Genomic DNA, 26820 nt, shown 5'->3' with positions numbered 1-26820 from the left:
TTTTTTGTATGTTATTGATGTTATTGAACATCTGAAACAAAATGTACGGGCACCCAACCGCGCACACTGTTGATGAACCAGACCTTCTCGGCCCGCTTCAGATCGGAGAGAGTGATCACTCGCTCTTGAATCTCTCCTCTCTCGAGCAATTCCGCACGTAACGTTCCAGCGAGCAACCCGCACTCGCGAGGAGGTGTCCACTTTTGACCGTTGATTTCTACGACAATATTTCCCATCGTAAATTCCGTGATTTCGCCTTGTTCGTTTCGCAATAAAACGTCAAACACATCGCCGTGTTCTTTGCGGCGTACATCGTACATCGTACGGTGCGTCGTTTTATGATAGAGAAAACGATCCTTTGTGGAAACCGGTGTACCCGCGATACGGACGGGCATCGAATCTTGATGCAACTCTTGCAAACCCGTGCTTTCGACGCGCGCCTCCCCTTTTTGGGACACGAGCAAGCGGACGCGACGCTTTTCATTCGGATACTGGCGCACATGCTGTTTTAAAGTCTCGCGAATGTCTGCAAGGTTGAGCGGGATTTGAAAATAATTCGCGGAAGCGCACAGACGCTGCAAATGCCGTTCCAACAGCTGATATTCGCCGTTTTCCAACCGCATGGTTTCCAGTAATTCGAATGCGGGCCATTGTTCCGTCAGTAATGCCGCTTTCGCCAGAGCTTCCAGATACTCGCCTTCCGCCGTTGAATCGTACGTGATACCTCCGCCTACTCCATATTCCGCCGTTCCTTTCTGTTTATCAACGACGACTGTACGGATCGCCACATTGAAAACGGCATCCCCATTCGGTTTGACAAAACCGATCGTTCCGCAATAGACGCCACGCGGGGAATCTTCCAATTCGGCGATCCACTCCATCGTCTTCACTTTCGGCGCCCCGGTGATCGAACCGCACGGAAACAGGACGGAAAAAATATCTCGCAATGTGACATGCGGAGGAACTTTGGCCGTGACGGTCGATGTCATCTGAAAGACGGTCGGATAACGTTCAATCTCAAAAAGATGCGGTACTTCCACAGAACCGGTCTCTGCGATTCTTGCCAAATCGTTGCGCAGCAAGTCCACAATCATGAGATTTTCAGCCTGATTTTTCTCCGAATGTGCCAACCATTCCCGCTGTTTCTGATCCTCTTCCCAAAATCGCCCGCGCTTGGCCGTTCCTTTCATCGGTTTCGTGATGATTCGATCTCCCTCTCTGCGAAAGAACAGCTCAGGGGAAGCGGAGAGAATACGAAAGCGCCCGAGGTTCAGATATGCGGAATAGTTCGCCTGTTGAGCGGCAAGCAGACGATGATAAAACGCAAGGTCATCTTTTTCAAACGCCGCACGAAGCCGCATCGTGTAGTTCACTTGATACGTTTCTCCGCGGGAAATCGCATCCCTTATGATTTGAATGTGGCGATTGTATGCATCCTGGCTGATCGAAGGTTGCCAGTCTGTCAGGTGATATTCCCCTTCCGTTTCGATGCGCACTGACCGTTGCGGTTCACGGAATAATCCGAACCATAACAGAGGGAGTTCCGTCCCCTCGCGAACAACGAATGCGGGATCGAAAGCCGGTGCCGCTTCATATGCGATATAGCCGACCGCATAATATCCGGCTTGCACTCCTTCTTGTACCGATTGTATCGCCGGGACGACTTCCTCTACACAATGGGCCTCGATGACTTTGACGGGATCCGAAAAAATGATGCGTTCCGGCCCCTTTTGTCCATCAGCGAAATCAAACAGGAGAAACGGTTCTTGGTACCATTCAGTCACATCATTCACCTTTTACGTTTCATTTATCTATCAGTCTACCATAAGGTCATGATTCTATGACGGGTTTCCATTGACAATTTATTTTTTGGAAGATGTCCGATAGACTTGGTGGAATGTGTTGCAGGGATTGTCCATACACTACGAATAGATATACGTAGTTTCATAGAAGGAGGAGCAATTTTTATGAAGAAAAATATTTGGGCTTTCCTAGCGATCGGCCTAGCTCTCCTGTTTTTTCTCAAGGGGGATATTTCACATATTTTTTCGTCCGAATACGAAGTTGTATCCGTTTCGAACGGGGCCGTCCAAGTCGTCAATGTGAAAACGGGAGTACCCACGCAAATTTTTGACGACCAATTAGTGCGTCAAGCGTTAAACGGCGAAATAAAAAAAGGGGATCTCATTCGTTGGTGATCGGGATTTATCCATATACTCCTTGGCAAAAAGCAACCTATCACCCGCGGCAAAAGTAACCCGCCCCCAATGGTCGAGTAGGGGAGAGCTTTGTATCATGAAAACTAGCGCTTTGGTGGCTCTTGAAAAAGAGTGCTTGTGTGGGTGTATCGCTTTGCACTTGGGTTCGATGAAGGTCGTTCCGCCCTGATTCTTTACAGACGTTGCGGAACGACCTTCAACTCACCTCTGCGCTGCAAAGCGATACACCCACCCAAAAGCCACTCTGTTTCTTAAGATAGTCTTATACTTCTCTTCCTGCGCAAGAAACTTTTCATCCACTGATAGCTGCGCCGATTGTAGCATGAGGGGCTATCTTGATTACAAAAAATTGACGTTTTCCTTTTCTAGTATTTGTGAACGACCGCTCAGTATTGACACTTTCACTAACCTTTTCCTTCTAAAAGATATTTTCTTGGGAGATCGTACGATTACCATCATAAAGAAAGATCGAAAAGATCAACGGATCTATGGAAGAGGGAATATTCCGTCTCTTACGTTGGTAACGGCGAATAGGTTCCTGCTTTAACAAAGATGTGGGTGGTGAAAATCATGTGTAGATTCCGAAGTAAGAGAGACCCTCTTTCGTACCTGTTTCTCTTACTACCGACATTGGTCGTTTTGTCAATCGTGATCTTGTCCGTCATAAGACACAACTGGTCGCTCGTCATTCCTCTTTTGATTGTAAGCGGAATCTCCTTTTGGATCTGGACTGCGACTTACTATGAATTTTTGCAGGATGAACTTCTCGTAAAAGCAGGTCCTTTCAAATGGAAGATCTCATATCAATCGATCAAACGTGTTCGCAGAACCAAAAGCCTTTTATCAAGCCCAGCCCTGTCAATCAATCGGTTGGAAATCTCCCATACGAAAGGTATCATTCTGATTTCCCCTGAAAAAGAACTGGAGTTCATTTCGCTCCTCATGAAGCAAAATCCGGAAATCTTGATCGAGATTGACGGCAGCGAATAGTAAATGGGAGTGAGCCAATCAAGATCCTTCTCTGGTCAAATGTACTTTCTGAACCATTTTTACACAGAAGTCATCAACGTTACATGGCGAATCCTTTTAATCAAGTTCAAGTTCAAAAAACTTTCAGTCCCCTAGATTCTCGGGTCATCAATGTTACGACATAGCAGACAGATGTGTATACGCTGAAGCGTTTCTTTCAGTCCCCTAGATTCTCGGGTCATCAATGTTACCCTTTTGCTATTTCTTGGGCTTGTCTAAGTTCCCTCCTTTCAGTCCCCTAGATTCTCGGGTCATCAATGTTACAAGGGGGGAGATGAAATGGATGAATTTTCTACGAAACTTTCAGTCCCCTAGATTCTCGGGTCATCAATGTTACAGGACTAGATGAAGCGAGTTTTGAACGGCTTGATCACTTTCAGTCCCCTAGATTCTCGGGTCATCAATGTTACCGCATTTGCGGGCAGCGAAAAACTGCAGGTGGGACAAGGGATTAATGGAAGGCAATGCAAATGATTTATCTGGCTGTTTTCGAGGATTATTCTTTTGTAAAAAAAGTGCCTTTTGCCTCGAAAACAAAGAGGAAGAGAAGCATACCAAGCATTGACCTAGACAATTTAATAATTCCTCATCGCTGATTTCAATTCCTGCTTTATATTTTACTTTTCCCTGGACATACATGAATCATGTATGTTCAGGGAAAACTTTTACGTTTTACTCGTTTTCTCATAATTCTGTTGGTCTAAGGTTTCCGCAACTGTGCGTTTGAGTGCACGATTGAATCTCGCCGGAACCATAATTATAAAAAAAGTCAATAAATTGTTCTCTTAAATAATAACTCTCCAAATGAAACTAATGATAAATACAGGCCAAAGCGAACGATATTTATACACTATCCAACCATTGACGAGACCTATAAAGAGAGCTGACACCATCAGACCTATAGAATTATAGGAAATCCACCAAGAAGCTGCAAATAACAGACTTTGTGTCGCAATCGCACCAAAACGGGAGAACCCCCATTGACGCAGTTTAGGCTGAAGCGTGTTGCGGAAAAGAAGTTCGTCCATATAACTCCCCAATCCCACTACCAATACACTGCTTGGTGTTATGGTTTGCTGTAGAACGGGTAGTTGAAATCCAAGTGCAATCGTGATCAAACCTATCAAAATAACGGGAAGTAATTTAAGGGTAAAAAGCCAAGCCTTTTTTTGTTGATTCCGAGTCGTCGTGAATTCTGGTATACGTGTAGGATCTAAGGTGAGGATGGTGATCCAAGCCGCCACATTGTAAATGGAGAGTATGGTATGACCAAAGGAAGTGTGGATCAGTGGGTCAATCAAGCGAATAAGCGTGACACCTAGAACATCAATGGTCAATCGAATCTTGTTCAACTGAACACGTTTTATGGGTGAAAGTCGGAAAGAGGAAACGGCCGTTTTCATTTGGATTTTCCTCCCCATTTTTGCCATGAAACAAGATGCTCCAGGCGATACCGTTTGTGCTGTTCCGTCATCACATGTTTAATCTGTGCCAATTTCATCGATACTGGGGATTCTGAAGGATAACCAAGACCTGCAATGACCACAATTCGATAACGGTCGGGGATTCCTAGGATCTGTTTCATGTCTTTCTCATCAAAACCGATCATTTGTCGTGTGGTTATCCCCATGGATTGCGCTTGGTAGATTAAACTCATCATCGAAAGTCCGCAATCGTAAAGATAATAGTCTTTTCCATCCAACCTGTCATCATCCACCGGATCAGCTACCTGAACAATTAAACCCGCCGCTTTTTCTGCCCATTTGTTTGTACGATGTAAGGCATTACATACAGATTTTTTTACATTTTCCTCACTAACCACGACATAACGTGCAGGCTGACGATTCCAAGATGACGGGGCACGTCTGGCTGCCTCAAAAAGAATCTCCCAGGTCTCTTCCGATATGCTCTTGGAACTCCAATTGGTTATACTGCTTCTTTCTTCAATTTCAGGTAAGAGTTGAATAATACTCATGATTCATCCTGCTCCTTTTCTTTGAGTATTTTTTTATACCTTTCAAGTTCTTCTATGCATTCTTCCGCCCACTTGAGCTCGGCTTCAGCTATTCGATACCCCTTTCTTAAGGAAAGTAACCAATATACTTTTTCTTTGTCAAAATCACTTTTCTGAATCATATCTGCAATTGCATCTAAAGCCATAACCGTTTCTTTCTTTTCTTTTACAAAAGCTTTCATTTGGAAAATCATTTCATCGATTTCAATTCTGGACCCCAAAAACATGCGTAACGCTGTTTCATCACGAACAATGGAGGTAAAACTCTGCGGCATTTTATTCAACCAATTCAGCAACTCCTTTTTTCCTTCTTCGGTAATGCTATAGACTTTTCGATCGGGGCGTCCTTCTTGTGGTTCTATATGGGATGTCACCCACTCTTTTTTCTCAAGTGTACCAAGATCGCGATAGATCTGGCTTAACTGAGCAGGCCAAAAATATTTGATGGATTTATCAAAGAATGATTTTAGGTCGTATCCGCTCATGGGTTTATACGTAAGGAGACCTAGAATGGCATGCGGTAAAGACATAGAAACACCTCGTGTTATTTTCGCTCATGGATAAATTGTACGGTAATGACTAAAAATATTTTTCACTTCATCAAGCATAGATACTTCGGTTCAAAATTCACCTCTTTGAGATTAATATTTCACTTTTTATATATAATATTTCATATATTACTTAACACTATTCTACATGTTATATATAAAAAGTCAATACCTGTTCAGGAAATTTTTCGAAAATATTCTCTTGTGAAAAAATCACACGAAGACTAGCTATATTTATACAACAAAGTCCCGATAACATATCGAAACATGTTATCGGGACTTATCATTGTAACAATTGTGATCCCCTCAGGTTTGATGCTTAGTGCATACCCATTCTGAGTTCCTTGTCTGCTCTTACCAACCCCAGCACCCGTATTTGGGTAATATTCTCCTAACAGTTTGAAATAAGTATGACATACCTTCGCATATCAACCGTTGAAACACTTTCCTTTCTGGTTTTTGGCTGATACGAGAGGTGTACACAAAGCATGTTCAATCTGTTGGAATCCCTTCAAAATTACCACACTTTAAGAAGGTTAAAGCTTTTAGAAGGGATGAACGATATGACCAAAGAATATGTTCGCTAAAATAAAACCGACAACAAAGTTGACCAACACCACGGCTGTAAAGGCGATAATTGGCTTTCTCCCAAGGGTACGAATGTCTCTAAACCTTGTGTTTAATCCAATACAGAAAAAAGTAAGAACAAAAAACCACGTACGTAGTGCATTAAGATTTCCGGTGAAGTCGTTTGAAAAAGATTTTCCAGCATGCAATTGCCAATAGGTGGTTAAGCCAGAGACCACCAAAAAAGCAAGAACGAACTTTGGAAAGCGATCCCACATGACCCGAGCACCGATCGGTTTTCCTTGCTTATTCTCCCATCGAGTCACAGCCATGGTGCCAAAAATAAAGCATAGAAATCCGATCAACACATCACGGCTGAGTTTTACCAAAGTGAAGGCTTTCACGGCTGTATCAGAAACCAGTGATGCAGCCGCCAAACCTGAGGCATCTGCCAACTCGGAACCGCCGATCCATGCCCCCGTCACATAATCAGGGAGATGCAACCATTTTCCAAGCGCCGGCAGAATAAATATTAAGACTAATCCATACAGAACCACCAGCGAAACGACATAGCCAATTTGTTTTTCCGGTGCTTTCACGCTATTTCCCACAGCGATCGCTGCAGAAACACCACACACGGATCCACCCGCTCCAATAACACTAGAAAACTTTGGATCAAAACCGAGTTTTCGCCCTACCGCAAAGGCCACTGTAAACCCAGAAAGAACAATTAATAAAGCTTCGAGAAACCCCCATATCCCCGCTCGCAGAATAATCGTAAAAGGTAAATTGGCCCCTAGCAGCACAATTGACGTTTTGATATAAAATTCGGTTCGACTCGCCGCAGCCTGGAACCAATCCGGAATTCTTAGTGAGTTGCCGATAATCAGACCAATGACCAATGCCCAAAAGGGGTATTCCAGCCCATAATACTTCAGCGTATGCTGACTTCCCAAGATTAAAATAATGATCGAAACGATGAACAACACAGTGAAAGAAAGTACATAATGCTTAAGATTTCCCCTCATGTTTACAATGGCAATTCCCGTAAAAACCAATAATACCAAATACAGAAGAACATAAGATCCAAAGTTTGTGGCTAAATGCATTCCCAAATCTTTGGTGGGCCATTCCACTGGTATCGCGTTTTTGAAAAGATTCAGCGGCATTTTCCACTGATATCCCACAAAAGCTGCTACGACAAACAAAATACCTAAAATGACCGCCCACCAATCTTCGCCGAGTACCCCTGTTCCCCTTTGATCACCATTTGTCATTTTCTCATTCCCCTCCTATTCCCAACTCATGAAACGACTTGTCACCTTGATTTAAAACAAAAGGCCCTCATACTACCTGCCATAAATGACTCAGGTAATATATGAGAGCCTTCGGTGGTCCGATCGGCGAAATGTTCAATGTTACCTTCATTTTATTCCGAGTAATCAGATATGTCAACATTTATTAAGTGGAAGCGTCAGAAGAGCCAAAATACTCTCTTCATTTCCACCATGTAGATACAGGATGAGTTCTTTCTTGTTTCCGTTCGAACGTAAGACATTTCACAGACGCTCCCCTTATTATGGGGGATAATACAATAAATACGTCCCGATTGGAGGTTCATTCCATGATTGAGGCAGTAGTCTTTGACGCATATGGAACGTTATTTGATGTGAATTCAGTCATCGACGCCTGTGAACAATTGTACCCCGGTAAGGGGACTTTCATTAGCCAAACTTGGCGTCAGAAACAACTCGAATACACATGGCTACGGGCACTTATGAACAGATTTGTGGATTTTGAAGCTATTAACCGGGACTCGCTACGGTTCTCGTTAAACAAGTTGAAGCTGGAATTTAGTGAGGACACGATCGAGAAATTAACAGCCGCCTACCTGAACCTTACTCCCTATCCCGAAGTGGTCGACGCATTGAATGCATTCCAGCCTCGGCAACTCCTGATCTTGTCTAATGGAACCAGTAAGATGCTACACATCGTGGTTGAAAATGCCGGATTAGAATCGTACTTTACTGCGATTTTAAGCGTGGACGCACTAAAAACTTATAAACCAAATCCACAGGTCTATCAACTTGCTGTCACCAAGTTAGGGATCTCCAAAGAAAAAGTTTTATTTCTTTCATCAAACGGGTGGGATGTGGCCGGTTCCAAATCGTTCGGTTTTACCGTCGGTTGGATCAACCGTACGGGCAATCCAATTGAAGAGCTTGGAGTTCAGCCGGATTATCAGGTACAGGATTTGCTAGAACTGGCACACTTAATTTCCCGGTAGTCCCCCATGCCGCAAGCGGCACCATCAGAGGATGAAAAGTGTCTTCGAGTGGGCGTAATGCTTTGCGTGAGACAGCGACTTTGGAGGTTGTCTCGCGACATTTAATCATTGTTCCATGCGAGACGACCTCCACGGAGCGCGAACGCAAAGCATACGCCCACCAAACTACACATTTTCAAGATAGGAAAATTGCACCCTACTTCCATGACGAAATCTGTGAGTAAGACTTACACATAGAAAAAACCATCGAAGCAAGCAGCCAATCTTTCTTACGGTGGTTTTCCACTTGAATCGGAAGAATTCAAGATTTGGGGTCTTTGCGGAGATTCGCATCTGTTCCGCCGGACGTCTTAGAGAATGAACAACCGGAACTCGCTCGACAAACGCAACAATTCTTGCCGAGCATGAAAGAACGCTTTGGAGAAGTATAAAGCAACCGGCGTATGGATTTGTCGGTTTGCAGTACTGAACTCGAGATTTTATCGGAAGAAAATCAATGGTAGTTGATCGTGCCGCATAGTTTCGTTTGCTCGTCAGATAGTCGATGTACTCCTAGACTCCACTCCTAATAAACTGCCAACTTATCCGTTAATACGATTAAGAAAATAAGGGGTAATGAATGATTCGATCAGTGCGGCAATAAATAGCAAGGGCATAATGACTCTTAAATACGTTAATAGACTTTGTTTTACAACTCTCTTCAATTCTCCACCTTTTTTAATCAGTTTAAGTAGTACACGCCAACTCAATCTTGTGCCAAGTACAATTGAAAGTATCACTGCAGTCATTTCGAAGATACCATGTGGTAAAATTCCATGAACAAAAAGACGAACTGGACTAATACCTGTGTGATTTTGTCCATACACTAATAGAATACCAGTATTTGTCATATTAATAATAAGAATCAGGAATGGTATTACTAATACAGGAATAAGACCGAGAACAACAATCAAAAAGACGTTCCAGCAATTATTAAAAAAAATAATAAGAAAATCACTCCAAGGTGCTTCATCATTGGTGTGAAGACCCTGCTCCTTACCATTGGCGATATATTGATTGTGCAAGACATCAACTGCATAATGATTCGTTTTATAGAAAAAATACGCGAATATTATAACTACAATGGAAGTAAGATAGTAAAATATAAAAAGTTTAAGATAATCTTGTCGAAAATGTCTATATTCTTCGGTTATCCAAGACATATTATTTCTCCTTCCCTGAACATTTTATATATTAGGGTTTGATAGCTAGAATGGCTTATTTATTCATGTTATAAGCATAAATATTAATTCGTGTGATCGAAAACTTTTCTCATACAACTTCCACTATAACATCGAGGGGGTTCGTTCTCAAATCGGGCGCGAAACGCAAGTTAATTATTTACAGTTTGTTTAAGGTATGGAATAATAATTTAGAAAAGTATTTTGAGAAATATCTGCAACGCTAAGATGTACGCTCAGCATACACTAAATAGTAGGCCAGATTCCGATAGTTTTTGTTTAACTAATAAGTAATAAAAGGGAATGCTAAGAATATGAAATACACAGGTAGAATAACGGCAGTCCTCTTGGATTTAATAGTTATAGTTACTTTACTAATCTTTTACTATAGGACGTATGGATATATTCAACCTTATGAGATCATTACCGAGTAAGCGTCAAATACTTCCCACCTACTAACCTCGTATTGTATTTGAGATAATCTCCTCAAGATATTCGGAGAGGAGAATTTTCAATGTCCCATGCAGAACTGAGAAAAGAGTGGGAGGTACGGATCGCCGCTTTTCGGGCTAGCGGACAGAGCGCATCAGCTTGGTGTAGAGCTCATCAGTTGAAGCTTCATCAGTTCCGGTATTGGCTCCGGAAGATTGAACACAAAGAAGCCGCTGTGACCCCATCATCCAAGTGGATATCGGCAGAAGTGGACGGGCAGACTGACGAGTCTAGAAACACCTTGCTCGTTAGAGTAGGGCAAGTAACCGTAGAGATCCAGCCTGGCTTTGATCCTGCGCTGCTGGCCGACGTCGTGCGAACACTCCAAACGTTATGCTAAGCGAAGCTATTGTAGAGCGAGTATATCTGGCCTGCGGAAGCACCGATCTACGGAAATCGATTGACGGGTTAGCTGTGCTCGTCAAGGAAGAGTTTGAACTCGACCCTTTCTCGCCCTGTCTCTTCGTTTTCTGCAATCGAAAGCGAGATAAACTGAAGATTCTTCATTGGGAACACAACGGTTTCTGGCTCTATTACCGCCGGTTAGAGAAAGGAAAATTTCAGTGGCCGGAAGAAGCGAGCTCCGTACCGTTGAAAATCAGTCGTCGGGAGTTGCGTTGGCTACTCGATGGTTTATCTCTCGAACAGCGACAAGCTCACCCTGCGGTGACCGCGCGCACAATCGTATGATTCCACACATCCACCTATTTTTTGAATGGAAAAGGAATTGGCTGTACATTGTCCAAATCAATAGTATTATGAAAAATCATACATTGAACCCGACCCCTACTACAATAGAAGATCTCCAAAAGAATGCGATTGGCTGAAAAAGCAAAATGCGGAACTGACCGCCAAACTGAAGTGGTATGAGGAGCAGTTTCGTCTTAGCCAACAGCGCCGGTTTGGCTCTTCGAGCGAACGAACGAATGCCGATCAGCTTGAGCTTTTAACGAAGCCGAGGTGGAGGCAGATCCCACTGTAGAGGAGCCTACCCTCGAAACCATTACGTACCGCCGCTCCAAAAACGCGGCCACCGGGAAACCCTGCTTGAAAACCTGCCAGTGGAGACGATCGAGTATCGCCTGCCATCTGAGGAGCAGGTTTGTTCGTGTTGCGGTGGTTCTTTGCATGAAATGAGCACGGAGATACGGCAAGAGCTGAAGATTAACGGCCGAAGTCAAAGTGGTCAAGCATGTCCGTTACGTCTACTCCTGCCGCCGTTGTGAGCGTGAGGAGACAAGTACGCCGATAGTCACAGCCTCTATGCCTGCCCCCGTCTTTCCGGGGAGTTTGGCTTCTGCTTCCAGTATGGCCTATATCATGAGTCAAAAATATGTGGAGAGCATGCCTCTCTACCGACAAGAGCAACAGTTTGCAAGCCTGGGGATTGAGTTGTCTCGTCAGACCCTGGCCAACTGGATCCTCTACGGAGCGAATACCTGGTTGAGTCTGCTCTATGATCGCATGCGCGAGCACTTACTCAAGCAGGACATTCTGCACGCAGACGAGACGACCTTACAAGTGCTCCGCGAACCGGGTCGGGCCGCACAGACGACTTCTTATCTATGGCTGTACCGCACCGGGAGAGAAGGTCCGGCCATCATCCTCTATGACTACCAGACGACACGGGCGAGCAAACACCCGCGTCAGTTTCTTTCCGGTTTCAAAGGGTACCTGCACGTCGATGGCTATGCGGGTTACCATGGGATACCGGATGTGACCCTGGTCGGTTGTTGGGCTCACGCCCGGCGCAAATTCGATGAGGCACTCAAGGCGCTGCCTGAATCGAAGCGCTCGTCACCGGTAGCAGCCAAAGAGGGACTCAATTTCTGCAATCAACTCTTTGCGATTGAACGGGACTTAAAGGAGTGCACGCCTGAGGAACGTTACCAAATCCGTCAAGAACGCAGCCGCCCTGTGTTGGATGCTTTTTGGCATGGCTACGTACCCAGAAACCGAAAGTGTTGCCCAAAGTGCGTTCGGTCAGGCAATCTTGTATTGTCTGAACCAGTGGGAAAAATTAGAGGCGTTTTTACAAGATGGGCGATTGGAGATCGATAACAACCGAAGTGAACGCGCGATCAAACCGTTTGTGATCGGTCGCAAAACTGGTTGTTCTCCAATACCCCGCGTGGTGCAAAGGCGAGTGCGATCATTTACAGTATCATAGAGACAGCGAAAGAAAATGGATTACATCCCTATTCCTATCTTACCTATCTCTTTGAGAAACTACCTAACCTAGATATGAAAGACAAAGATTTCTTAGATCAGCTTCTCCCTTGGTCAGAAAGCCTACCGCTTACCTGCCGGACTATAAAAAAGAATACGTAAATCATACAAAAATCCCCATATCTTCAAAAGGTGGGGATTATTTTACGCTTACATTACCGACATCGTATCGTTAGGTATTTGTTGGTTATGTGGAAAACAATATGACAAAGCAAAATATTACGCGGACAAAGATGCTTTGACGATCAAGTCCGAATTTGTGTGTAAAATCCCCTCTTTGGTAGAACAGGTCGTCTAGCGAAGATGGTGTACCTTGGAAGCCTGTTTCAAAGTCTCTTTCTGTACTTTGCGCCAATCCCAGTACTCAGTCATGTCCAGGTAGCGACGGCCCGTACTCCACTTCTCATCCATCTCCATCAGCAACGCACCAAGCAGCCGTAAGGCGGACTCTCGATTGGGAAAGATGCGGATCACCCGCTCGCGTCGACGGATTTCTTCGTTCAGGAGCTCCTGGCCATTGGTTGTGCGTAATCGCTTGCGATAACGTTCTGGAAGCTCCAATACAGCTGTCACATCGTCAAATCCTTCTTCAAGCACCCGCATAGCACGTGGAGCTTTTTCGTAATAGTCTTCGATCACCTGGTTCAGTAAGACTCTCGCCGTTTTAAGTCAGGAGCGTCAAGAATCGCTCTTACACGCCCATAGACATCCCCTTGTAGGGACTTGGGTGTAGCATCCAGTAAGTTACGCATAAAATGAGTTTGACAACGTTGCCACGTACATCCCTGAAATTGCGCTTTTACGGCATTTACCAACCCACTATGGCTGTCCGAGACGACGATATCCACGCCTCGCAAGTCTCTGCTTTTGAGCCATGAAAAGAACTCTGTCCAGCTTGCTTCCGATTCGCTGTCTCCAAGCATCAGCCCCAGGATTTCACGATATCCTTCTTCGTTAATGCCCGTTGCGATCATGACACTCCGAGAACGCACACGTCCCTCTTCCCGGATTTTTAAAACCATGGCATCCACGATGAGAAAGGGATACGTATGCTCTCTAAGGTTCCGATTGTTCCAGGCATGTACAATGGGATCCAGGCGTTTACACAAGTCCGACACCGTTGATTTTGAGAACTCTGTTCCACACAATTCCTCCGTAATTTTGGCTACCTTACGGGTGGAGACCCCATTGACCACCATTTCCATTAAGGCTAAGACGAGAGCTTGTTCACTCCGCTGATAGCGCATGAAAAGGTCTGTAGAGAATTGACCATTCCGGAGTCTTGGAACGCGAAGCGTGAGCGTCCCTACTCGTGTAGTGAGAGTATGGGGAGTGTACCATTCCGGTATCCTTGACGTTCTTCGGTACGCTCATACGGAGCTGCTTTCAGCTGTTCTGTAACCTGGGCCTGAAGGACCTGATTCAATACTTGCTCGATTAATCGAGCTACCGCTTCATCCCTCTGAAATAAACCGTGCAAAATTTCATCATTTAGGTTAATCTGATATTGAGCCATTTTCCATTCCTCCTTAGTAGATTAGTCGCCAACCTTATTCTACCAAAGAGGAAGCGAAATGGCTCAATTTTTGCTAGATTACTGAACCATTTTTACACAGTATATCGGACTCAACTTGCTTTGACTGAGCTGTATAATCGAAGATTTGTATATAAAACGTTTCCTAAGATATTAGCCAAGGCAAAAAAACGAAATCAGCGAATACAGGTTTTTATTGTCGATGTTGATGATTTTAAAAAGATTAATGATTCATTTGGACATGAAATTGGAGATTCAGTGTTACAAAGCATATCAACCGCTTTGTTGCAAAACACAAGGAAGACGGACATTGTTGCCCGTTGGGGAGGAGATGAATTTCTTATCATTTTATCATGTGATGATTCATTACCATTTATAGAACGCATTGAAGAAAACCTACAAAAAATATCTAATGAAATAAGGAGAAATATTTCAATCTCAATAGGAAACTCCATTTATCCGGACAACGGAGGCAGTCTTGATGATTTAATTAAGAACGCAGATAAGGATATGTATAAGTTAAAGTTTTCAAATAAAAAAGGTTATCCTTCTATATAAACACAAAAATTTTTGCACCCCTTAAATAACCATATATTCCGATAATAAGTGATTACATAAAAGATACAGAATTAGGATTCGCACTGTATGAAGACAAAACATACGGAACGCCAGACTAACTCGGCACGTATCCACAAAGCAACGTTCCGCTCATTTCACTACGGAAACTGGAATTGGAACCGATCCCCGCTTGGAAAAGACAAACCCATGTTCCGGAAAATCTGCGAAAAAGAGAGAACAATGGACAAAGTCCAGATCAAGAATAAAGCCAAAGCGCATCCAACTTAGGTAAATACCGAAAGATCCAAAAAAGATGCACTCGTTGCGATCATGCCTTAGCGGAAGAGAAAACGGTACAAGGGCTGGATCGAGCGCGAAGCAGAAGTCTGGCATTCTATATAAAAACAAGCGCTGCTAATTGTTAAAAATCTGAAAAAGAAATACCGGTTTAAGAAAAACAACCTCAAACCGGGAGTTTGGCATGCCAAGATCAGGCATTCGTGACCCAGGAAGAAGCCTTAGTGTTCGGGATTTTAGGGTTTTTGTAAGTATTTCTTCCTTCAACAGACCATTCACATCGTAACCTGTTATTTCTACCGGATTTCTAGATTCCCTGTTTATCAATGTTACATGCGGATCTGTTTAAGCGTGAGATACAGGAACTGACCTTTCAGTCCCCTAGTTACTCGGGTCATCAATGTTACGGGAGTGAGGACGATATGCTCCTCACTCTTCTCATCGACTTTCAGTCCCCTAGTTACTCGGGTCATCAATGTTACAATAACGAATCAATGAGTGTCCCCGGGTTGTGTCTGAGCTTTCAGTCCCCTAGTTACTCGGGTCATCAATGTTACGCACCTTCTATGCTCGGATGCTTTTGTGGAATGGCGACTTTCAGTCCCCTAGTTACTCGGGTCATGAATGTTACATTCTAAGTTGCTTTTTAATTTTATTGTTCTGGGCTCTTTCAGTCCCCTAGTTACTCGGGTCATGAATGTTACTCATCGTTGTCGTGCAACGTAGTTTGGATCTCCCGACTTTCAGTCCCCTAGTTACTCGGGTCATGAATGTTACTTATCAATTTTGAATGGCTTCGACTGACTTTTGTTTACTTTCAGTCCCCTAGTTACTCGGGTCATGAATGTTACGCGCTTCTCTTTGTGGTGCTCTTTTATTGGACGTTGACTTTCAGTCCCCTAGTTACTCGGGTCATGAATGTTACCTTGCGCACCGTACACGCTTCTCATCGCCAGTATTTTCTTTCAGTCCCCTAGTTACTCGGGTCATGAATGTTACCGCATTTGCGGGCACTACGAGAATTTAAGCCAGGCGCGGTATTCGCGGATTCGGCTTTTTGTTCGGAAAGGTGTACTTTTCGAGGATTGGTTTTTTGTTGGAAAAATGGGAGTTGACTCGAAAATGACAAATTGACCATCCAGAAGTCCGTAATTTCATGAGTCATGACCATTTGATAAGTATTTCCAGTACTCCCCTATAAAAAGTATGGGACGTCCCCTTCATTATACTCGATTCTCTTTTATTATTTTTATTTCACAATAAACGTGAAATTACTTCTACTTTCTTTTGGAATCTACTGCTCATTTCGTTATGAGTAGCTTCCCCTTCACATTCATGATTTATTTGCATTGTTAACGTTTTAAATGTGAATCGCATCTTTCAAGATATCATCACGTAACAGCGGATGAATTGATGAATCTGTCAGTAGATCAACCGGGCAATGTAGGAGATCTTCCAGTTCAAGGATATTTGATTGAGTAAGTTTGGGTTTTCAAATGCAACGAACGAGCATATCCACATCACTGTATTCGTTTTCCTCTCCGCGAGCTTGCGATCCGAAAATACGAACGTTCCTTGCTGTGTACATAGCTGCAAATTAGAGGATTTTTAAACCATAACAGAAGATAACATCCGTTTTGGTCGAGTATAGTTTGTTTATTACGTTGAAATGTAATTCTTATTAAATATCCACAAAGTAACATGCAAGGGCGGGGTCCCCCTCGTTTAGAAAGACAAGACTTTGGCCCCAGCCCCTGCAAATCCACGTCCGCAACAAAGCGTTTATTTTTTCGAAAACAATTCCTCCGCCCTCTCAACAAAAACACCTGGAAGATACTTTGTAAAAGGTTTACCCAGGAGGTGAGTATTTACACGCCAACATTTCAATGACGTTCCTTCGACCAGAAAATACCGAGCGTTCACATCTAGGATCGTATACGAGGCGTATTGGTTGAGTTGATTCATTTGCACTTGAACAGGAACGGTTTCTTGAAACTCTTCCTCTTCCAATGAAGTCACTTCCGATACATCGACAACTTCAAACATCGTACGCTTTTTTCCCATGAGATAAACATCTTGCCTTTGATAACGAGATAACAATTCTTTGTCCTCACTGATTCCAATCGTATAAAGCAATTGGTTGGGCAAAACCGACTCAATGGATCCAAATGTAGCTAAATTGTTTCGCGAACCACTCTTCCATTCGCCCTTCTTGTCATACACTATACTCTCACTTGTTGAAGGGCGGGCTTCTTCAATCACGTTATATTTCAACCGTCCTGTGTGAACAACATCAAATTCTTTGTCCAGAGAATGAATAAATACTCCTGGAGTAAACCAAACGGGATACGCTGATATATCGTACGCTTTTGCAAAATCGGCCCCCATGTTCGGTTCGATCCTTCCGAACTTTCTTGCCTGTTCTCTCGTTAACCCTGCGTACAAAGATTCTTCGCTAACAAACCGACACGTTATATAATCCGACCCGAAGTCGGAGCGAACCAAGGTATATCGTCCACAGTTCCGGAGAAGTAAGGCACGCGCATACACCTGGCTTCCTCCCTATTGACGTACGATTTTTACGTAATCCGCAAATTCTTTTTCTAGCTCATGACCAATGGAAAGAATCTCGTTATGACCGAGAATCACAGACTGTTCAGGAGCGTCAAAAGCGAATGTGCCGTCTGTGAATTTTCTTTCCAATCCTTTGATAACATCGCCCTCCACATTCTCTAACATCGTCAAGATGGAGAAGCGCGGCATACCGGGCGCGACGGAAAGGAAGGTGGTCTCAAACTTCCCATGGTTAGCGCTATATTTCCCATAACCATGAAGATCCGCCATGCGAACCGCTTGAATGTATCCTGCCAAATCAAGAGATGTCGGGCTTTCAATGATTGTAATAAACGGAAAATGAGTTCCAGGCTTTACGTATTCATATAAATGATAGGAATCAGCCCCTCTTTCCTCTCGCAGATCTTCGCTGACAGTGTTGCCAATCCCCATGCCTTCTCCGGACTGGATGCTGGCTACACATTCATCCGTAGATTCGAATGACCAAGTGTCAAAATAACGGATTCGTGAAAATGTTCCGCCCTTGCCTGCTTCCAATGCCCCAAATAAGGAGCAATTCCAGCAAGTAACACAGAGTCCGGAGGGAATGGTGCACGCTTTTCCGTACAATTCTTCAAACGCCAAGTTCCATTCTTTCTCTACCGTTTTCTCGATTAATTCTCTGTACAGGGACATATGGGCCCGTCGTTCGATTCCTTTTAATTTGCGGGCAATGAATTCCGCCCTCTCACGATTCAGCAACTCAACTTTATCTACATACGTTTCATTGGAATATCCTTCATGGGAGACAGGAAGAAAACGCCCCACTGTTCTCTTGACGCCGATGATCGTTACTACGTTTCGTTTCATAACCGGCGGCAACATTTTTTCGTTCTTCTTTTTCCCGCCTTCCAGTTTCAAGACTGTTTCGATCGGATTCAACCATTCACGGATTTGTTCCAAACTCATGCTTTTTCGCCTCCATTTGTGATTTGATTGGATATTTTCTTTTTGTAATAGTTGATATATTTCATAAGATGGTGCATGGAACATTCCTTGAGAAGAGGATCAATGCGCCCCTCTTTTTTCAATTCTTGATAACGCTGCTCGACATCTTCCTCAAATCTCTGCAGGACTGCTTCCTTCGACAACATTTCCGGATGATCTTTATGTAATTGCAAATAATATTCGCTCAGCGCTCGAACCGTATAAAGATAAACAAACGCTCTTGCCAGCAAACTTGTTAGCAAATGGTTCGCATGACGCACAATCGTATCTTCATACTGCCAGCACCACGCTTCAAATTTGTGGAGTTGCTCGATGTACGATTGACGTTCTGACTCGCTGATTCTCCGTTCAGTAGCTGAAGCCAAAGCGGCGCGGATTACCCGGTTTTTCCACTGTTCCATGACAAAGCGCATGTTGGCTCCTTTTTTCTTCAAAGGACCCACTAATTCTCGGGGCCATTTTTCATACGCATTTGGGCGATTTGTCAAATCCCCGGGATATTCTGTGAGGATTCCGAGCATGTCTAATGTAAAGAACATTCGGTTGGAAAACTCATCGAGGATCTTCTTTTCCTCCGACATGTACAACCCCTCCATATCGAGAATATCGTGGATCTTTCCATAGACTGCGAAAAACGTATCTTGTCTTTTCGCTGAAAATTTCTTTTCCTGCATCCAATTACGTATGGCATCACTGAATCTCCCTAATGGTTCCCTCTGTACTCGCTCCGCCATTATCATCTGATACTTAAATCCATCTTTCGCACGAGATTTAGACAATTCAGGAACGACCTGCAGATACAGATTATGCAAATGAATCGCTGTATCTGTATCGTATTCCTGATCATTGATCACGAGAATGGAGCGATTTTTAAGCACCTGTTCCGGCCGGGGCAAAGACAGGTAATAGTAGGGGCCTTCCTTGCCTCCAACGGAAGTTAACCAGCTTAAAATTTGACATGTGGAATACCAATTTACATCCAACCGTTTTTGAATATCATCATTCAGTCCTGGAAAAACGAAAATGATCAACTGTTGCCGTCCAAAATGTATCGGCAAAACAAGCGCTTGGCCATTATCGTTGCCCCTGAACATGGAACGCAAGTTTTCTTCTTGTATTTCTTCGATGTGCTCAGAATCGAGTTCCGACAAAAAAGCAAATGGAACTTCTTCTGAAGGATTTTCTCCATTTTTCTCTTCGGTCTGGCTTCGGAATAAGCTACGGTATTTTTCCTCGAATTTCTTGATGACCTCGTCCAATTCCCCATCCAAATAATCGCCATAATGAAAGACGATGTTTCCTTGGCGTGGAATCTGACCGATACCAGCACTTTTCGAACCTGACAACTTAACATTCAGATACGCATATAAGGCACAATTCCTGCAAATTCGCTTTTCGTTTGACTTTCGATTAATGGAATGATTATGAAACTTACTGAACGAATCGGATGATAGTATCGTAGCCCCTTCGAGTTTTGCAGGATAACACCCACATAGTAAACAAGTTTCCTGATCAGCGATTTCGCGACTTTCCTCTATATCAAAAACAGTCCGCCCTGCAATGGTCACTCCTCTTGTCAATTCACGTAAAAGCGTCTCAGGTGATTCATCCAAAAAAACCCCCTTTTCACGATGGTAACGGCACAGCCATTCAGACTCCCCAAGATGATCTTGAGTTGACTCAATCGATTGTGCGAAATGATCCAGGGCCTTCTGAAAAACCGTTTTTAAAGCCTCAGGATCATACGAAGGTTGTTTCCCTTTGGCGAATAACTTTGAGTGTATGGCATCTTTTACTTCCTGTTTATTGAAATCCGATTCGTGTGGTAAATGAAAAGCAGCGATCATCTCATCAGGTTCAATAACTCTATATTCCGAAACAAGCCTTCTTAAAAAGTTTGGACAGCTTTGTACATCTCCCGCTCCGCCGCTTGTTTGCCCATAGAAGAAACTAAAATTGGCAGTAAAATTAGCAATCCCCTCAGACCAGGTTCCTGAATGCAGTTTCTCCAGCAGGTAAGAGCGAACCCCGCGTTCCAACTTCTTCACGTAAGCGAGTGGTATAATCATTAAAGGAAACGGTTGAATGTTACTTTTGAAATAATTTTCAAACATCCCCGAGAAGCGTCCAAAGTATCCCCTCTGCGCATATGTATACATCTCCTCAGGCGATGGATCGGAAAAATACAGATCCTCCAATCCGTCATACCATGCCTTGTATACGTGTTCCATTAATTCAGCTAATGACACAGTAGTATGAACAAGAAAATAGTAAGAATGAAGGTCGTTAAAGAGCGGAAGCGCATCCGTCTTTTCATGGTTGTCCAACGCGTGTTTCATCGTCAGACCAAGATATGCATTAAATAACACGTTGCCCAGGAATATCTCTCTCCTCAGGATGACCGGGTGATAGAGTTGAATCAGATACAAGTCTCCTGACGGACAAGGTAATTTTTGATACGGCACTCCCCGCTTGACGTTCTCCAGTATCTCGTTTGCATCAATCGGACAATGATGGCGGAGAAGAAATTGCTGCACTTGCTCATTGATCGTCATGAATGTCACCCCCTCATGCGATTAACAGTTCCAAAAGATCCAAGGGGATCCTCGTCTCGTGATCGATTTCTTTTACGTGGAATAACTCCTCTTTTCTCCGGCGGACATAGAGCAGCCAGTCACTTGGATGTTTCATTCCCTTGATTTCGGAGACGTTGTCCCGTCCGCTAGACAATTGTTCCGAATGAAGCATGTCTGCAAAAATGACTGCTCCTCCTAGCGGATAATAGCGGATCATCAGATCGGCCAATGTGATACGCCGTTCCTCTTTCGGACTCATCCGCGTCCATTCTCGCCGTGCGTGCCACTTTCCTTCTTCCAGGGAACTGTAAAACAAACCGTGATGGGTAACAGCGAACGCAAATACATCTCCCCAATCCTTTGGATTGATGACCCTACAGTTCAGGGCTTCCGCAAGCCATTCAACCACATCATTTCTTTCGTTCATGACATCTTCATAAAACTGGTATGTTTGAGCTTCATGCTTGACCCGTTTCATCTGGCTTTTGTCCGATGAAAGCAGCATTTCTTGAAAGTCTGCGTTCAATTTCCCGATATCGTGCAGAAATGCACCGAGCCGCAGAACAGACGCCTGATCATTCGAGTATCCTTCCGTTTGCCGTATCATATGATCGACGATCTGAAGGACACCGAAACTATGCTCAAAAAGGCTGACTCTGGGTAAAGATTTGGCAACAGCCTTATTCATCCTATCCACTAGATTCATGCAGTCTCTACCATCCTTCTGTACATTTCCACACATGCTCCCGCCACACGGTCAATCAAAATATGCCCGAACGGCTGGTTGAACTCCGGATAATCCTCATTACGGAAAACGAGCAACTCTTGTTCGAACCCTTCCCACGAAATTGTATCCTTGCTATCCCGCCCCGCTTCATAAGGACAATACAGGAACATTTGGTTTCTTAATATGATCGGGTCATCCTCTTGATCGATCAGGTCGTGCAAATCATGTCCGCTTCCACGTTGAAGAATAATATCTCCGATCCCGAGAATATACCGATTGAGTTTTGGATTCTCTTGAATCGCTTGTAAATAAGGATAAACCTGAGTAAATTTCGCCATATGTGTTTCGCTCAACGCCAGTTTCAAAGCGTTAGGACGATTTAAAACCGCATGGACCGTATTTTGATAGAAGCAAGGCTGTCCACGTGTAGCGGCTTGCATGAGAATGGTCGGATCAATCCCGTGCAATTGACCCTTGTGCCAGTACAACATAACTTTCATCTGTTTCAATGTCGCATCTTGATTGATCAGTATACGATACATTCGCTTCATATAGATCAGCTGATCGAAAAAAACATCCGCTTTTGCAACTGTGAATGAATCATAATGTGTTCGCAATTGTTCTTTCGGAATATAGGACAAAATCTGAAACGGATCTTTACCGATACCTTCATCAAGTAACTCGACTTGGGGAAGTGTACTGCGCAGACCGTAGCGAAACCCGCATTTTTCTAGCAACAATCGTTCCACTTCTGGTTGATCGGGTGCGATTAACCGGCCGACCTCCCCCAATCTTCTCGTCACATGGGAGTGCAGAAGGTGGATATAAGGAGAAGAATTCAAATGTTTGCGTTCCGGAAGGAGGGAACGAATTTCCTCCGAAAATTCTTCTCTCGTTAGTCGATCCTTGTTTTCAAATGCCCTGCGGAATTTTCCATATAACCCACCGTCTTGTGTCAAGAGAACCACACGCTGGAAATTGCCACCTCTTCTCCCGACCCTTCCAAATCGTTGCAGAAAAGAGTTCGAAGTACATTCCTCCGAAAGTAACAGATCCGCATCAAAATCCACCCCCACCTCAACCGCACTCGTGGATATGAGGATCGCCTGTCTGATCTCGTCAGACTGAAAAGCCTCTATCAAACCATTTCTCGCTCTCTTGGTCATACTGCCTGTATAGAGAATGACCGGAATATCCGTCCCTTGCAAGAATCCGATATATTTCAATTGAATCTGTTTCATACATGCCTGAAAAACAGATTCGAAAGAAATCCCCAGCTTTATACACACTTCTTCCACTTCACGAATCGGTATCGAGGGAAGAGGCAGAGTAAGAAGTTTTTCGAAAGGAGTGTTCACATGACGTAACGGGATTCGCTGGCGAAATACATCGTTCTTCAGGTCATCAGCAATCCCGTGAAAGAGAGGATCAAGTGATAACGTTCGGAAGAATTCCTGTAAACCTCTCTTTGTCAATACGGCTTCGTCCGATTCTTCCACAAGCGTGTGAATATTCGCTTCCCATGCCCTAATCAGATGTTCCGCATATTGGTCGATCGTTCGCTGATAGTCTTGATATGTAAGACGCCCGAATCGCATGAGTGCTTGATGGTTTCTCCATTTCCCGTTTAAGGTATATTCCAGCTTCCTCTTACTCTCTTTTTGAAAAAATTCTTTTATTTCACTAGAAATTCTCTTCTTCCACCGCTCCGTCCATGACTCCCCCCACTCCGACAAGGTGCCCGCCGAAACAAGAAGATTGTCATCATCATACAAATTTTGTAAAGGAATAAGAATATGCTCTGTCTGTTCACGCATCCACCCTTCAACAGTGGATAGAAGATGCGGATATTGTGTATAAAGAACCCGTCCGACATCCTGCAAACGTATCCAACCAAACTGTCTGAGAAAAGGCATGATCCTCTTGCTATTCTGCTGTTCTTCCTTGCAAGCAAAAAATAATTGATGCGCTCGTTTGGCGGAATTGACAACGACAATCATACGGCGAAAATCACCATTTGCTTCCCGCTGAATCAATTGCAACCATGATTCAGTGTTTCCCTTACTTAACAACTCCGCTTCAAAAATTACTTCTCCCACCTTGGATCGGCCATACACCTTCTCACCTTTGGACAACTTGTCAACGACTTCTGTTGGTGTAGCCGTCAAGACGTGAACCCGTATTCGTTTTTTATGTAAAAACTGAGTGCGAAGAACGTTGAGTCGGTCCAGAAACGCTTTCAGATTTTCCCCCATGAGACCTGACAAGATATGTGCTTCATCGATCACGATATCGTCCACTTGACAAAGGCTGTACAAAAACAAGGGGCCATACTTTGTGTTTTTTTCGACAAACCAGTAGATCGCATCCGGTGTCGCCACTAGGATCGGCTTCGTTAATTGCTCCGTAAGCTCTCTTCTGGTCATTCCCCCGTAGATATGACCGATCGCGTTCTCATAACCGATGGACTGAGCCACTCTGCGTATCGTCTGTAGCTGGTCCTCCAGCAGTGCCAATGCGGGGTAAAGAAACAAGATTTTTCGTGACAGTCCTTTTTGAACCCGCAAAAGCAAAGGAATCACAACCGATAATGTTTTTCCCGCCGCAGTCCCTGCAACAAGCACACACTCTTTCCCTTCGCGGATGATTTGGAATGCTCGAGCCTGGTGTTCAAAGGGGAACCTTCGCGTATCGCCTATATACCTTTGGAAGAGATCGATTTCATCCCCCGTTACGCCGGTTGCTTCGACAGGCGGTTGATTCGTCACGGAAACCCTCACACGTTCCAAGTGTATTCACCCCTTACACCTCTATCATACCCGCCAAGAGTGACATCAACTGTCACTCCGAAAACTTGCGCAGATTTTTTTCATATTGTTTCACGAGTTCATTCACTTCGCCGAATACAGCATTTTTCAGTTGTAAAGGTTCGATCACTTCCACTTCTTTGCCATAGGATAAGACCCATCGTTTGATACTATCGAGTCCACTCACCTGAAGACGCAAAATCACTGATCCGTCCGTTTCTTCGTATAATTCCTGACTGCTATGCCATATCCGTTCCTTAATGTAAGGAGCCTGTTTAGCCGAGAAGCGAAGAACCACCTCGAAGACCTGATCTCCTCTTTCCTCAAAGAAAGCTCCCTTCATATAATCCTCTATATCAAATGGTTGACGTTCGAATGTCTCATCAAGTATGCGTAACGAATGAATTCTTTGCAGGGCAAACATGCGCATACTGTTACGTTTATGACAATAAGCGATTAGATACCATGTGCCGCGGCTTTTGCGTAGATGATAGGGATCGATTCTTCGATTGTGCACCGTTTGTGAGGAAAACGAATGATAGACCATCTCCAAACATTGATTCTTCTCGATGGCATTTAGAATCAAAAGAAAATGATCTCTCATTTGTTGGTTATAAAACGTATCCTGAGCCGAAGAGATGATTCCGTCCCATTCTTCCAAATCCATGCTCACCTGGTTTGGAAATAGATAAACAATCTTTTCCATAGCCGAATACATCATATCTTGCAGAAGAGGGTCTGCAATTTGTTTTGAGAATAAATAAGCTAGTTGAAGAGCCAATTGTTCCTGCACATTTAGATGTAAAGGAATTAAAGAGAATTGGTCATTCGTGTAATAGTAGCCGCCTCTCATTTTGTCATACTCGATCGGAGCCCCCAATTCATCTCTTAGTAAATCAAGATCCCTCTGAATAGTACGGGGACTCACTTCTAATCGTTCGGCCAATTCTTGACGAGAAGGATATCTCTTTTTCAACAATAAGTGATGGATTTTATAGAGCCGCGGCCACATGTGACGTTCAATGTTCTTTCTCACCCTTAGACCCCCAAAACTAAGATCGTCCCCTTAAAACGGGTCAAGAGATCACACATGACTAACCCCACACACATCGAATCTGCCCAAGACCAAACACAGCTTGTTTTGAAGCATGCAAGAGTTCCCCTGCCAGCAAAAGAGGGACAAATGGTTCCAAGTCCCCTTCATACGTTGCCCATCCGACGAATCCCCCAAGGTTCATCTTTGTATCCTGACGAGCGGAAAAACGTGAAAAATCCATCCATCGTGTTTTATCCGAAACTATTTGAATAGCTTCTGCTTTCCGAATGATATGGCTAAAATCAATGTTAAGTTTTATTTGATGATGAAAGTAGAAAATACTTGATAATCTCCTTAGCAGAGAACGTATGATGATATGAAAATCTGTCCGATCTGTATAACGGCCTTGCCATTTCGTCCGAAAAGGAGTTTGGAAATACAGAGTCACCTTTTGGGGACGGAGTTTTTTCGCTTTTTCCATAATGCTTTGACCCGAATAAACGAACTCTTTGCCGATCAGCCGCTTGGTATGACCGTCAAAGATGCAAAAGGAAAGATGCGTATCCAAATCTATTCCTTCTACTCTAAGAAGTTTTCCAGGTCTCCTTCCGTAACCAATTCCGGTTTCAAGCAAACGATCGAATGCATAAATAAAGTAAGGAGCGTATGTAATGGCTTGACCGATCAGTACCAAATCAAACACAAACGTCTCACCCGGTTGAAACCGCGTTTGCCGGTCGAGGCTTGCACGCAGGATGTAAGGTCTTGGGATATTATCGAAAGATTGCTGAATTTCCGCATCTTGGTTCGGTCGTGTTTCAAAAACATAAGGGTATGGACATGTTTCTGACAGAGAACAATGTTTACACTCAAGACTCGGATATGTACAAACGAGTGACTTAAAGACCTGTCCAAATCCTCCGCGCAAAGCGGCTGTTTTGAATATAGGCAATTCGATTCCTTGCTCCCCTGCTTCCACTACAAATCGATATTGGGCTACACGTAACTCTTCTAACAATACTAATCATCCTTTCCTAAAAGAACCATATTCTATCTAATTCTTCCTTATCATCCATAATTCCTTCCCAATTTCATATTCTCATACCCCAATGATCCTTT

General features: G+C 43.8%; 23 protein-coding genes, 2 pseudogenes and 2 CRISPR repeat arrays. Of the genes and pseudogenes, 10 read left to right on the top strand and 15 right to left on the bottom strand.

Annotated elements, in window-relative coordinates; all coding sequences use genetic code 11:
• Positions 1–20: 20 nt before the first annotated feature.
• On the bottom strand, positions 21–1784 hold the full coding sequence (pabB, locus tag DNHGIG_RS09455) for an aminodeoxychorismate synthase component I (RefSeq protein ID WP_282199399.1): 1764 nt from the start codon (positions 1782–1784) through the stop codon (positions 21–23).
• Positions 1785–1967: 183 nt separating this feature from the next.
• On the opposite strand from pabB, the gene DNHGIG_RS09450 reads away from it, so the two are divergent.
• Both DNHGIG_RS09450 and DNHGIG_RS09445 read left to right on the top strand, forming a co-directional pair.
• Positions 1968–2198: a hypothetical protein gene (locus DNHGIG_RS09450; protein WP_282199398.1), complete on the top strand. Its 231-nt coding sequence runs from the start codon at positions 1968–1970 to the stop codon at positions 2196–2198.
• Positions 2199–2789: 591 nt separating this feature from the next.
• A complete protein-coding gene (locus DNHGIG_RS09445) occupies positions 2790–3209 on the top strand; it encodes a PH domain-containing protein (RefSeq protein WP_282199397.1) in 420 nt (139 codons plus the stop codon).
• Positions 3210–3329: 120 nt separating this feature from the next.
• A CRISPR array of direct repeats spans positions 3330–3658; the repeat unit is 37 nt; unit sequence CTTTCAGTCCCCTAGATTCTCGGGTCATCAATGTTAC.
• A 375-nt stretch (positions 3659–4033) separates the two neighbouring features.
• Here DNHGIG_RS09445 and DNHGIG_RS09440 read toward each other — a convergent pair.
• From DNHGIG_RS09440 to DNHGIG_RS09425, 4 genes are all read right to left on the bottom strand, one after another.
• Positions 4034–4651, bottom strand: coding sequence for a CPBP family intramembrane glutamic endopeptidase (locus tag DNHGIG_RS09440; protein WP_282199396.1), 618 nt, complete (start codon positions 4649–4651; stop codon positions 4034–4036).
• Positions 4648–5223: a nitroreductase family protein gene (locus DNHGIG_RS09435; RefSeq protein WP_282199395.1), complete on the bottom strand. Its 576-nt coding sequence runs from the start codon at positions 5221–5223 to the stop codon at positions 4648–4650. The genes DNHGIG_RS09440 and DNHGIG_RS09435 overlap by 4 nt, the downstream gene beginning before the upstream one ends.
• Positions 5220–5792: a PadR family transcriptional regulator gene (locus DNHGIG_RS09430; RefSeq protein WP_282199394.1), complete on the bottom strand. Its 573-nt coding sequence runs from the start codon at positions 5790–5792 to the stop codon at positions 5220–5222. The genes DNHGIG_RS09435 and DNHGIG_RS09430 overlap by 4 nt, the downstream gene beginning before the upstream one ends.
• A 563-nt stretch (positions 5793–6355) precedes the next feature.
• Positions 6356–7654, bottom strand: a complete 1299-nt coding sequence (locus DNHGIG_RS09425) for a YeiH family protein (protein WP_282199393.1) — start codon at positions 7652–7654, stop codon at positions 6356–6358.
• A 347-nt stretch (positions 7655–8001) separates the two neighbouring features.
• On the opposite strand from DNHGIG_RS09425, the gene DNHGIG_RS09420 reads away from it, so the two are divergent.
• Entirely contained in the window at positions 8002–8664 is a 663-nt protein-coding gene (locus tag DNHGIG_RS09420) for a haloacid dehalogenase type II (RefSeq protein WP_282199392.1), read from the top strand.
• A gap of 581 nt (positions 8665–9245) precedes the next feature.
• Here DNHGIG_RS09420 and DNHGIG_RS09415 read toward each other — a convergent pair.
• On the bottom strand, positions 9246–9866 hold the full coding sequence (locus DNHGIG_RS09415; protein ID WP_282199391.1) for a stage II sporulation protein M: 621 nt from the start codon (positions 9864–9866) through the stop codon (positions 9246–9248).
• 532 nt (positions 9867–10398) lie between these two features.
• Here DNHGIG_RS09415 and tnpA point away from each other — a divergent pair.
• From tnpA to DNHGIG_RS20980, 5 genes and pseudogenes are all read left to right on the top strand, one after another.
• A complete protein-coding gene (gene tnpA / locus DNHGIG_RS09410) occupies positions 10399–10716 on the top strand; it encodes an IS66 family insertion sequence element accessory protein TnpA (protein WP_282198835.1) in 318 nt (105 codons plus the stop codon).
• Positions 10710–11066, top strand: coding sequence for an IS66 family insertion sequence element accessory protein TnpB (gene tnpB, locus DNHGIG_RS09405; protein WP_282198834.1), 357 nt, complete (start codon positions 10710–10712; stop codon positions 11064–11066). The genes tnpA and tnpB overlap by 7 nt, the downstream gene beginning before the upstream one ends.
• 82 nt (positions 11067–11148) lie before the next feature.
• Positions 11149–11358 carry an IS66 family transposase gene (locus DNHGIG_RS20990; RefSeq protein ID WP_369414753.1) on the top strand — a complete coding sequence of 70 codons (210 nt, stop codon included), beginning with the start codon at positions 11149–11151 and terminating at the stop codon, positions 11356–11358.
• A gap of 200 nt (positions 11359–11558) precedes the next feature.
• Positions 11559–12546 (top strand): annotated as a pseudogene (gene tnpC / locus DNHGIG_RS20985) (IS66 family transposase).
• Positions 12489–12707, top strand: coding sequence for a transposase domain-containing protein (locus DNHGIG_RS20980; RefSeq protein WP_369414699.1), 219 nt, complete (start codon positions 12489–12491; stop codon positions 12705–12707). Before tnpC ends, DNHGIG_RS20980 begins: the two are co-directional and overlap by 58 nt.
• 192 nt (positions 12708–12899) lie before the next feature.
• On the opposite strand, the pseudogene DNHGIG_RS09395 reads toward DNHGIG_RS20980, so the two are convergent.
• Positions 12900–14121: pseudogene (locus DNHGIG_RS09395) on the bottom strand (IS256 family transposase).
• 120 nt (positions 14122–14241) lie between these two features.
• Here DNHGIG_RS09395 and DNHGIG_RS09390 point away from each other — a divergent pair.
• A complete protein-coding gene (locus DNHGIG_RS09390; protein WP_282199390.1) occupies positions 14242–14697 on the top strand; it encodes a GGDEF domain-containing protein in 456 nt (151 codons plus the stop codon).
• An 87-nt stretch (positions 14698–14784) separates the two neighbouring features.
• On the top strand, positions 14785–14985 hold the full coding sequence (locus DNHGIG_RS09385) for a hypothetical protein (protein ID WP_282199389.1): 201 nt from the start codon (positions 14785–14787) through the stop codon (positions 14983–14985).
• 379 nt (positions 14986–15364) lie between these two features.
• Positions 15365–15993: direct repeats of the CRISPR family, unit length 37 nt; unit sequence CTTTCAGTCCCCTAGTTACTCGGGTCATCAATGTTAC.
• Between the two features lie 493 nt (positions 15994–16486).
• Here the strand turns inward: DNHGIG_RS09385 and DNHGIG_RS20975 are convergent.
• From DNHGIG_RS20975 to cas6, 8 genes are all read right to left on the bottom strand, one after another.
• On the bottom strand, positions 16487–16582 hold the full coding sequence (locus tag DNHGIG_RS20975) for a nucleotidyltransferase domain-containing protein (RefSeq protein WP_369414698.1): 96 nt from the start codon (positions 16580–16582) through the stop codon (positions 16487–16489).
• A 194-nt stretch (positions 16583–16776) separates the two neighbouring features.
• Positions 16777–17544 (bottom strand): hypothetical protein, encoded by a 768-nt coding sequence (locus DNHGIG_RS09380; RefSeq protein WP_282199388.1) that lies wholly within the window; start codon positions 17542–17544, stop codon positions 16777–16779.
• Between the two features lie 12 nt (positions 17545–17556).
• A complete protein-coding gene (locus DNHGIG_RS09375) occupies positions 17557–18516 on the bottom strand; it encodes a hypothetical protein (RefSeq protein WP_282199387.1) in 960 nt (319 codons plus the stop codon).
• A complete protein-coding gene (locus tag DNHGIG_RS09370) occupies positions 18513–21110 on the bottom strand; it encodes a hypothetical protein (RefSeq protein ID WP_282199386.1) in 2598 nt (865 codons plus the stop codon). Before DNHGIG_RS09370 ends, DNHGIG_RS09375 begins: the two co-directional genes overlap by 4 nt.
• Before the next feature lie 13 nt (positions 21111–21123).
• Positions 21124–21837, bottom strand: a complete 714-nt coding sequence (locus DNHGIG_RS09365) for a CRISPR-associated endonuclease Cas3'' (RefSeq protein ID WP_282199385.1) — start codon at positions 21835–21837, stop codon at positions 21124–21126.
• Complete coding sequence (locus tag DNHGIG_RS09360; RefSeq protein ID WP_282201397.1) at positions 21834–24638, bottom strand: DEAD/DEAH box helicase; 2805 nt, start codon at positions 24636–24638, stop codon at positions 21834–21836. The genes DNHGIG_RS09365 and DNHGIG_RS09360 overlap by 4 nt, the downstream gene beginning before the upstream one ends.
• A 61-nt stretch (positions 24639–24699) precedes the next feature.
• Positions 24700–25701 carry a helix-turn-helix transcriptional regulator gene (locus tag DNHGIG_RS09355; RefSeq protein WP_282199384.1) on the bottom strand — a complete coding sequence of 334 codons (1002 nt, stop codon included), beginning with the start codon at positions 25699–25701 and terminating at the stop codon, positions 24700–24702.
• Between the two features lie 58 nt (positions 25702–25759).
• Positions 25760–26719 (bottom strand): CRISPR system precrRNA processing endoribonuclease RAMP protein Cas6, encoded by a 960-nt coding sequence (gene cas6 / locus DNHGIG_RS09350; protein WP_282199383.1) that lies wholly within the window; start codon positions 26717–26719, stop codon positions 25760–25762.
• Between the last annotated feature and the right edge of the window lie 101 nt (positions 26720–26820).

The sequence above is a fragment of the Collibacillus ludicampi genome (genome assembly GCF_023705585.1).
GTDB classification, from domain to species: domain Bacteria; phylum Bacillota; class Bacilli; order Tumebacillales; family BOQE01; genus Collibacillus; species Collibacillus ludicampi.
Note: the sequence above shows the minus strand (reverse complement) of the source record. Positions and strands in the feature narration are given on the sequence as shown.

What these genes read in the sequence shown, in the direction of transcription:
- DNHGIG_RS09450 (WP_282199398.1), top strand. Translation starts at nt 1,968, where the DNA reads ATGAAGAAAAATATTTGGGCTTTCCTAGCGATCGGCCTAGCTCTCCTG.
- DNHGIG_RS09445 (WP_282199397.1), top strand. Translation starts at nt 2,790, where the DNA reads ATGTGTAGATTCCGAAGTAAGAGAGACCCTCTTTCGTACCTGTTTCTC.
- DNHGIG_RS09440 (WP_282199396.1), bottom strand. Translation starts at nt 4,651, where the DNA reads ATGAAAACGGCCGTTTCCTCTTTCCGACTTTCACCCATAAAACGTGTT.
- DNHGIG_RS09435 (WP_282199395.1), bottom strand. Translation starts at nt 5,223, where the DNA reads ATGAGTATTATTCAACTCTTACCTGAAATTGAAGAAAGAAGCAGTATA.
- DNHGIG_RS09430 (WP_282199394.1), bottom strand. Translation starts at nt 5,792, where the DNA reads ATGTCTTTACCGCATGCCATTCTAGGTCTCCTTACGTATAAACCCATG.
- DNHGIG_RS09425 (WP_282199393.1), bottom strand. Translation starts at nt 7,654, where the DNA reads ATGACAAATGGTGATCAAAGGGGAACAGGGGTACTCGGCGAAGATTGG.
- DNHGIG_RS09420 (WP_282199392.1), top strand. Translation starts at nt 8,002, where the DNA reads ATGATTGAGGCAGTAGTCTTTGACGCATATGGAACGTTATTTGATGTG.
- DNHGIG_RS09415 (WP_282199391.1), bottom strand. Translation starts at nt 9,866, where the DNA reads ATGTCTTGGATAACCGAAGAATATAGACATTTTCGACAAGATTATCTT.
- tnpA (WP_282198835.1), top strand. Translation starts at nt 10,399, where the DNA reads ATGTCCCATGCAGAACTGAGAAAAGAGTGGGAGGTACGGATCGCCGCT.
- tnpB (WP_282198834.1), top strand. Translation starts at nt 10,710, where the DNA reads ATGCTAAGCGAAGCTATTGTAGAGCGAGTATATCTGGCCTGCGGAAGC.
- DNHGIG_RS09385 (WP_282199389.1), top strand. Translation starts at nt 14,785, where the DNA reads ATGAAGACAAAACATACGGAACGCCAGACTAACTCGGCACGTATCCAC.
- DNHGIG_RS20975 (WP_369414698.1), bottom strand. Translation starts at nt 16,582, where the DNA reads ATGTACACAGCAAGGAACGTTCGTATTTTCGGATCGCAAGCTCGCGGA.
- DNHGIG_RS09375 (WP_282199387.1), bottom strand. Translation starts at nt 18,516, where the DNA reads ATGAGTTTGGAACAAATCCGTGAATGGTTGAATCCGATCGAAACAGTC.
- DNHGIG_RS09370 (WP_282199386.1), bottom strand. Translation starts at nt 21,110, where the DNA reads ATGACGATCAATGAGCAAGTGCAGCAATTTCTTCTCCGCCATCATTGT.
- DNHGIG_RS09365 (WP_282199385.1), bottom strand. Translation starts at nt 21,837, where the DNA reads ATGAATCTAGTGGATAGGATGAATAAGGCTGTTGCCAAATCTTTACCC.